The sequence below is a fragment of the Caballeronia choica genome, assembly GCF_001544535.1.
Classification (GTDB): domain Bacteria; phylum Pseudomonadota; class Gammaproteobacteria; order Burkholderiales; family Burkholderiaceae; genus Caballeronia; species Caballeronia choica.
This window is the reverse complement of the sequence record NZ_FCON02000233.1, coordinates 1-8020: the sequence shown is the minus strand read 5'-3', so window position 1 is coordinate 8020 and position 8020 is coordinate 1. Positions and strand designations below refer to the sequence as shown.

Sequence of the window (8020 nt, the reverse complement as noted above, 5' to 3'; positions counted from 1 at the left end):
GACCGTGGCCGGGATGTGGAGGCCCGCGAGCAGGTGCCGGGCGGCGCCGACGCGCCGGGGCGCGGCAAACGGCACCAGCCGAGCGACGGGGGTGCCGTTGCGCGCAATGATTACCTCGTTTTCCTGCCCAACCTCGAGTTGCTCTACCAAGCTCGACAGTTTCGATTTCGCGTCGTGCATGTTCACTGTCAGCATGATGTTCCCGTGTTAGCTAAGCAATGTTAGCTAGTATGCAGGCGCGGGCGACGAAACACAATGTTTACCGGCCTGCCGCATGGTGTTCCGGCGCTGGGCCCCCGCCACGTCGTCGCGCCGTCGCGCCCGTCGCGCCGTGCCCACCACTCGCCTTGCGCGGCCGCATTTATGGGCACCTCGGACCCGCGCCTAGTCCCGTCACGCCCGCTTTATTCCGGCTGGTGCAGCCAGACGTTATTGCAGCGAGGCACCAGCAAGGCAGAACCAAGGGCAAACCCTTGTCTCGCCGTCACGCAGTGCGCTTTCCGGCTATTTTACGCATTAAACACTTCACTGTTAATCATAACTATCAGACTTGATGCTTGATAGGCAGTCGTCGCGGACTCTGTTTTAATCCGGGTGCCGAGAATTCACGTGAACCGGCCCGATGTTGCCCTCGTTCTTGAATGGGCGGCATTTGCGAGTTCGCGACCGGATCATGGGCACGTCGGCAACTGGTTCACTTTGGCTTAGGCAGCAACACCGCAGGTCCCATCCCGACATCGGCAACCAACCGCTGAAACCCTGGCCGCCAGGACGCCGATTCGCCCGACTCGCCCTGATCGCTATCGACAGTGACGATCTGCTCGTCGCGCCAGCCGAGCGCGGTCGCACGACGACGCAGGGCGTGTTGCCGGTTTGCGCTCTCGATGTTCTCGACGACCTGTCGCATTGAAGACTGTCGAACATAAAGGGGTTTGAGGTCAACAAAGCCCCCGGTAGCCTCTTTTCTAACTATAAAGATTAGGATCCCTGATGACGGATTTGTTCCAAGACAAGAAATTGTGTTGGCGCACAGCCGATGACGCAACTGGACCGCGTCGTCGCATCGCTGCGCAGCGAACAAAACGAGCGGCGCACGGCTTTCGCGTCGTCGCAAGTCTCGCGTGCTGCGTTCGACATGGAAGGTGTGAACGACACGCTGCAACACGAGTTGAACAGTTCCGTGCAGTCGCTGAGCACCGCGCTCGAACAGATCATCTCCGAACATGGCCTGAGCAAAGACCTGACGGTCGCTCATCGACACGAGCTACCTTCGCCTCCTCTGGGAGATTGCAGGATGCAGCGCAAACAAGACGATTGACAATGTATCGCTGAAGACGCTTGAACGCTTTGACGGCTAACCCGGAACAAGAATACTTGGTCGAAATGTTCCGCCCTGGAAACTGACCCCGGAAAAGCCCTGACCGCTGTACCGCCCTCCCCTCTCGAACCCCCGTCCTTGTGACGGTGCTTTTCTTTCGCCCTTTTTTCTTTTGCGGTTGCTTATTTAATTGGTAGTCCATAGCAACTGACATTCGTCGTTGGTCGCCTCGTCATGGCGCGGTGGTGAATGCGCGACCATAGGGCCGAAGGATGCTTCGCAACGCAGCGATGTGATCCCGCACTTGGGGCGTGACCTCGGGCTTTTCGTCCGCATGGCGCCCTCCTCGCTTCGGCTGGAATGTCTGTGGCGGCTGCAGACGACGAGCCTTTGCAAACGCGTTCAGATCGTCCTGCGATGCGGTCCGAATGAGCCCGCGTTGAAGTGCCTCCGCAAAATTCTCCTTCCATCCCGCGGCCTGCCTACCGACATCCTCGTCGACAGCGTAGATCATCATCGACTGAGCGTTCGCGTCGAGCACGTACTTGCGCTGGGCATTGACGTCGATGAAAGTCTGTCCTGCGCTCCGCTGCGCGACTTGTTCGGCACGAGCTACGCGATCCAGACGGCTCCGTTCTTCGGCCTGGGCAGCCACTTTGCGACGCAACTGATGACCGAAGTCGACCGGGCTTTGGAGGAGGGTACGAAGGTAGTTGATCGGAGCCTTTGCGGCTTTGAGGTGGTCCCAAGTCGCCTCGACCACATCCGACAAACGCTTGCCATTCTCACGCGCTTCGCGCATCAGTTTGAAAATCAGAAAATCAATGAAACCCAGGGACCGCAGGCGTTGGAGATCCTCAGGTACTTCGCCCGGTTGTCTCTTTTGAAAAGCGGTAGGGGTTAGATCCTTATATATACCACCGTCTGCCAAGTTGGCAGACGGACCGCTAAACGGAGCATCGCGTTGAACACCGGACGCAGGCGAGAGCCCTGGAGTGCTTTCAAGGGCTTGCGTTGCGGCGTTCGAGGCCAAGCGTTCTGCAAGTCCGAGGAGTGCGGCTGCATGTTCGGTCAGGTGAAGATAGGCACGCCCGAAGAGACCTGCTTCAAGGTAGCGGGACTGAGGCCGTCGCTCGATCAGTCCGGCCGATTCGAGGTCATCGAGACTCCGGTAGAACGTGCGCATCGATTGCAGTGCGCGTCCCGTGAGCAGGTCACGGCGGGCGAAGATAGGTGCAAAAGGGCGTTCGGCATCGACGGTGCGCGCGAGGGCGGAGAGGACCGCGCGAGCGCGCGCAGGGATCTCTTCGATGTGAGCCGCTCGAAACGCAGCTCGGAAGATGACCCAGGGCAGGTTGGTCGAGTCACACCGGAAGGCGATGACAGCAGCGGAATCGACGGCGGTTTCATTCATCTCGCCGGACGCAGGGTGCAACTCACCCTCGCCAGCAACGAAGCGTTGCGCGATAGACATATCCAGCGTTCCATTTTTAGACAATGGATTGAATTTGCTTGACTGTCAGTCGCGTTTCGCTACACTCGGGTTTGAGAGTACCTCTCCGGTTAGCGCCGGTGAGTGTAGCGGGTGCGGACAATAGCCAAGCCCTCGAAGGCCTTCGGTTGGCGCCGAAGGCCTTTGTTTTTGGGCATCGGGTTACGTCATGGACGGTCCTTTTTTGCTAAGTCATTGATTTCAATGACTTCCCCAATGGGGAAGCCGAACTCTTCGATTGGTTTTATCGTAAGTCATTGATTTATAAGACTTCCCCATTGGGGATTACTCTTTCGACTGCTCGCTAATTTGCGCCCGGATAAAGCTCTCGATCTTGTCCGCCCATTCATCGGCGGTCACATCGCCCTGCTTGCCATTGAATCGCAGTCCCACCACGCCATTTCGAACGGTCATTTCACAAAGCTTCTTCTTGCCAATGTTGATCGTGCGCGCGTTCCGTGTGGCAGCTTTCGGCATTTTTGGTCTCGCGAGTTCCAAGGCCCGCTTCTGCGTCATCGATTCATCGCCGACTAGCTTCTCGATCGCGGTGACCACGGCTTCAACATTCCCATTTTTGGTCAGGGCAACGAACTCTTCCGCGGCATGACCGCCGACCCGATCTGGGCGCTTGGCTATCGCTTCCCTAGCTGCCACCGGTAGATTGTCGAACGCGAGAATCCGCGCAACGTGTGAATTGCTGAGTCCGGAAGCCTTGATGATGTCTGGACGGGTAAACCCGAATTCTCCTTGCAAGCGAAGGAACTGTCGGTACTTCTCGAAATCCGGAAGAGAAGGGGCCAACAGGTTTGAGAATGTGGCACCCAGTTCAGCTTGCTTTGCATCACCGTTGAAGGGGATGCCGAGGATCTTGTCCCGCTTGAGCTCATCCCGGTAGATCGCCACGCGGTTGTTGCCCGCGACGATCTCGTTACGGCCGTCTCCAATAGGGCGGTAGACGACCGGATGCACGAGATCGCTCTCGCCGAGATTCGCCTTCAGTTCTTCGTACTCAGTCGGCGACAAAACACGACGCCGGCCTGGCACTTCCACCAGCGTTGAGATATCGATTTCGACCACGCCTGCGGTCGATCCCCCCGCTTGCTTCAACGCCTCGACTTGCGCGAGTGCATCCTGAAGCTGCTGCTTGGCCTGTTCGGCTTCGCTTGTCGCCGCAATTGCTCGATCCTCCGCCTCGTTGATTCGGCTGGCGTAGTCGAACATTCGGCCCGGCGCAGTCCGGGGAGAGTCCGGTCGCGGCGGGCGATGGTTTGGCTGATTCGGCTCAAGGGCAGCGGTCTTATCAAGCAGCTTGCTCATTTGCAACCTCCTTTGCCCAGATACGAACGAACTGATCGTCGATGAATTCGGAAAGCCCATCCAGCGGCGCTTTGAGTCGCTCGTACTGCTCGCCGGTCATGCGAGTATCGCCATCAGAATCGACGTCGAGACGCTTCTGGTCGTAGATCGTTGACAGTGCACCGAGCGCAGCCGCCTGCACTTTCGAGTCGGGTACATGGAGTGGAAACACCCGATCGCCATATGCCTTCCTGATCCAGCCCTGAACACCTTTTGACGCTTCGAACGGACGAACCTTCGTCATGAAGATGTTGAGGAAGTCATACCGCTTGTTCTCGGACTTCGGCAGCCGGCTAGTGATCTCAGAAAACATCATCCAGAACTGCGTCGAGCTAGCGAAGTCCAGTGCCTCGGGCGGAAGCGGCATGATGATCGCGTCTGCCGCCATGAGGACGTTCGTCGTTAAATAGCTCAGTGCCGGAGGCGTGTCGATGACAACTGCGTCGTACTCCGCGAGAAGCGGCCGCAACCCCTTGTTGACGATGTCCCAGAATTCGTACCGACTGTCGTGAAGAATGTGGGATGGAATTGCATACTCCGCGTCCTGTAGGGTATTGCAGCCCGGGATCAGGTCGAGGTTCTTCCAGTACGTCTCCCGCACTGCGTAGTGCAGTGTGCTTTCGTCGCCGTAAATTAGGGGCAGAAGAGTGTCGGTTTCGGCGATCTCCGCATCCGGCGCAAAGCCACACAACTGCGTGGCTGAGCCTTGCGGATCGCAGTCGATCAAAAGCACTTTACGACCGAGGAGAGTGAGTTTTTGCGCTACGCTCACCGAGGTGGAAGTTTTGGCAACACCGCCTTTGAAGTTGGCGAAGGCGACGACTCTGCCGCGAACCCCTTCCGGTCGCTGCGCTCGCGTGCTCGTCGCATGAATCCAGGTCAGCGTCTCTTCGAGTGTGAAGACCTTGGCCCGACCTGCGCCGGTTTGTGTCCCGCTGGGAAGGCCCAGTTTGGTGGTAAGGTACTTCAGCCTCTGCTTGTCAATCCCGCACAGCGTGGCGATTTGCGCGCCAGTGAAGGTCGGGGGATGCTTGCGAGGGTAGGGCTCAAGCATGGTTGCTCGAACTTGGTCCAACATGTCCAACGCCTGGGCGGCGACGACGTCACGGATGTCAGCGATGGACACCGATTGATCGATCTCAGCCACCTTTGAGATCAGCAAATCGTTGACTGTCACGATGCTTTCCAAGTTGTTCGGAAAATTCCGGGTTGATAGGAAAATTACGACTAACCCGGAGAATAATCGTGCGACGGGTAAACTTCAAGTAAACTCTTAAGAGTCAGCGTCGCAGTCAGGTAGCGAGGTGAGCGAGAGGACGCGTGTTGGTCATCGCCTCGGAGCGGCCTCCGTATCGCGCACGCCAGCGAATGCCGGCGAAGGGGAGGTGCTTGGGGCCGTTCACTTCTTTCAAACCGATTTGCTGCCATGTTTGTCGGACGGGCGGATCAAAGCTTGCGACCCTCAACGGCCCAGAACCGGCCGATATTTTTCAATCGCAGAGTGGCGATTACCCGCAGGCGCGGCACAATAGGGAAACGGCCGTTCGCTGCATGAATAAATGTGCAAAAGACCGTACGTGAAACAATGCCATGTACTTTTGCAGACCTCCGAAGCATCGGATAATCAACTACTTAAGCCACCTTTCGACGATTGTTTCACGCATAACCCGACGAAGTCGGTGTGGTCAGCGCGATGCATGCGATAAATGTCTCGTTACAGCGCCGATCCAGCAGCAAATCCCAGAAGCGTGGTGTTTGCTACGTAATGCGTACTGATCGACACGACCGATTCGAATCGGCGTATTGCAACTAACCGTCGGTTGCGATGCCCCACTTATCCGCAATTTTCCGTGGACAAGTCGGTGGAGAAGTCAACAGTGAAAACGCACCATCGAGAGTGGTCCACCCATTCAGTACCGGAGCAGAAAGGGCATCGCCGGCAGGCGTGGGACGAAGTTGAACGCGGTCCGTGGGGGGGGCGGGGACATGGGGCATATATTCCACTTCACCGAAATCGGTTACTTCGACACAGAGGCAGCGGCGTTCCAGCGCGGGATGCAATGGGCGAGGGCGTGGCTAGATTTCAACTTCTGACAGCGTGCCAGGCTAGAACACTTTGACGTTCCGCGCGCCCCCGGAATTTGCGGCGACCTGCTCGTGGTCCAAGACAAATCAGCAGCGTTGAACCGGTACTCGAACATCGCGCGTTTTCAGATCACCGCCGTCAGCGACCCGCAGCCGATCACACCGTTACATGACGCGGTGTCGTGGTGGATGGGACCGAACGGATTCGCACTGAGCGGTGTTGAGTTGGTGGACGGAATCGCCTACGCGCAGTCGAGGTGGTGTAGGCCAGCCAGAAGGAGAAGGCCTTCATCCTAAATTCGCTACGGCCTGACCTTGCAAAAATTTGGCTAGTCGAAGGCGTCAGGTGCGATGGCCCAAAGATCTTGCTCCTCCGACTGGCTGCCGCCTTCGCGCGCAAGAGGGTATGTCGGCTCAGGCCGGTTGGGTGAAAATCTTCCAGCTTCTCTTTTATGTGGCGACGTCGGCTGCTTCGAATACCGAACAATCCAGGCGCAGATCGGTGTCGGCCATCGAAATCTGCAGCAGCGCGCAGCGATGCGGCGTTTTCTTCGGATTCTTGCTCGCTTCGAAATGGACGCACGACAAACACATTCGATGCGGCGGCATCTGCTCCTGCGTTTCCAGCTGACGGATCGCTTTCAGCAACGTTCGGTAGAACGCCGCCTGTTCGTCGATACGCAACGTGCCGACGGCCTTCGCCAAAAAGTCCGGCCATTGCAGCGCACGCGTGGCCACCGTGCGGCCCCGGGACGTCAGGCGAAGCGCGAGCGCGCGGCCGTCCTCGATCGCGCGACGCTTTTCGACAAGCCCCTTGCTTTCAAGCGTGGTCACCGCGTCGCTGGTGGTCGCCGCGGTCAGTGCGGTTTCGCGTGCGATCTCGCTGAGCCGCATCGGCCCCTTGCGCTGCATGAGCAGCACGAGGATTTCGCCCTGGGTCGGCGTCATCCCTGCGCTTTCCGCCCATTCCCATGCCTGGCTGCGCATGGCCGTGCCCAGCCGCAGCAGGCCGTGCGTCACGCGTCCAGTCGCCGCTTCTCCGTACACGCCTTCGCTCATGGTCTTTCGGATCTGCCTTAGAAGGACAACATGCTAAGCGACTCGGGGCTTTCACGGACCCGGCCGGTTGGAGCACGATTAATGCTGATATTGGCAAACCCACTTTCCCACGATGCCGGAGGCCGAGATGGAAGTGACCAAGGAGATGATTTACCAGGAATCGCTCAAGCTTCAGGAGGCGATCGCATGCCTGCGTGTCGAGGTCAGGGCGCTGGAGGACATCATGGAACGAATCGAGGCGATGGGCCCCCACCAGGTCCATGAATACGAGATCGGCGGCGTTATGGATGCTCCACCGAACACAACAGAGCGCGGGGCACACGCGTAAAGCAGGTTGAAAAGATCGATTTATCCAGGTGCCCCACGAATGTCAAAGCCATTTTGAAATGTCGTAGCGCCGGCTAAATACAGATGTCGTGTTTTTGATGGGTGATTTACTCTGTCTTCAACGGTTTGAATCCACGTAGTGTCGAAGGACGGCCTTGATCAGACAGGGGCGTGTCAGACCGTTCAGCGAGTGCGAGCAGACCGCTGGCCAGGTTTTGAAGGCGTCTTCGACTGCTGCGCGACCTGCGCGATTGCCTGATCCAGATCGGCTCGCGTGAATGCGCGCGGGTTCTTAGTGCCGGACATGGGTTTGGGTTTGCGTACCGCCGCACCACGATTCGTACGTGACGGCGAACCCGAGGTCCGGCGGTTGTCGCGCTGTG

General features: G+C 58.1%; 8 protein-coding genes and 1 pseudogene. 2 read left to right on the top strand and 7 right to left on the bottom strand.

From position 1 onward, the window contains the following. Together AWB68_RS40705 and AWB68_RS51240 are read right to left on the bottom strand one after the other, a co-directional pair. Positions 1 to 195, bottom strand: a 195-nt coding sequence (locus tag AWB68_RS40705) for a type II toxin-antitoxin system Phd/YefM family antitoxin (protein ID WP_087649828.1), incomplete at its 3' end; no start/stop codon positions are given. A gap of 499 nt (positions 196 to 694) precedes the next feature. Beyond that, complete coding sequence (locus tag AWB68_RS51240; protein WP_200828939.1) at positions 695 to 907, bottom strand: recombinase family protein; 213 nt, start codon at positions 905 to 907, stop codon at positions 695 to 697. Between the two features lie 129 nt (positions 908 to 1036). Between AWB68_RS51240 and AWB68_RS49125 the strand changes: the two genes are divergently transcribed. Next, complete coding sequence (locus AWB68_RS49125) at positions 1037 to 1318, top strand: hypothetical protein (RefSeq protein WP_200828938.1); 282 nt, start codon at positions 1037 to 1039, stop codon at positions 1316 to 1318. 232 nt (positions 1319 to 1550) lie between these two features. Here AWB68_RS49125 and AWB68_RS40695 read toward each other — a convergent pair whose 3' ends face one another. The 4 genes from AWB68_RS40695 to AWB68_RS40670 form a co-directional block, all read right to left on the bottom strand. Continuing rightward, the gene (locus AWB68_RS40695) at positions 1551 to 2792 is read right to left on the bottom strand and encodes a Replication protein O (RefSeq protein ID WP_087649827.1); all 1242 of its coding nucleotides are present in this window, start codon (positions 2790 to 2792) and stop codon (positions 1551 to 1553) included. Positions 2793 to 3095: 303 nt separating this feature from the next. Continuing rightward, positions 3096 to 4127 carry a ParB/RepB/Spo0J family partition protein gene (locus AWB68_RS40690; RefSeq protein ID WP_087649826.1) on the bottom strand — a complete coding sequence of 344 codons (1032 nt, stop codon included), beginning with the start codon at positions 4125 to 4127 and terminating at the stop codon, positions 3096 to 3098. Beyond that, a complete protein-coding gene (locus AWB68_RS40685; protein ID WP_200828937.1) occupies positions 4111 to 5343 on the bottom strand; it encodes a ParA family protein in 1233 nt (410 codons plus the stop codon). The genes AWB68_RS40690 and AWB68_RS40685 overlap by 17 nt, the downstream gene beginning before the upstream one ends. Positions 5344 to 6701: 1358 nt before the next feature. Beyond that, positions 6702 to 7310 carry a MarR family winged helix-turn-helix transcriptional regulator gene (locus AWB68_RS40670; RefSeq protein WP_087649824.1) on the bottom strand — a complete coding sequence of 203 codons (609 nt, stop codon included), beginning with the start codon at positions 7308 to 7310 and terminating at the stop codon, positions 6702 to 6704. A gap of 127 nt (positions 7311 to 7437) precedes the next feature. On the opposite strand from AWB68_RS40670, the gene AWB68_RS40665 reads away from it, so the two are divergent. Continuing rightward, positions 7438 to 7638, top strand: coding sequence for a hypothetical protein (locus AWB68_RS40665; protein WP_125483216.1), 201 nt, complete (start codon positions 7438 to 7440; stop codon positions 7636 to 7638). Positions 7639 to 7820: 182 nt separating this feature from the next. On the opposite strand, the pseudogene AWB68_RS50195 reads toward AWB68_RS40665, so the two are convergent. Next, positions 7821 to 8020, bottom strand: a pseudogene (locus AWB68_RS50195) (ISNCY family transposase); the annotation flags it as partial.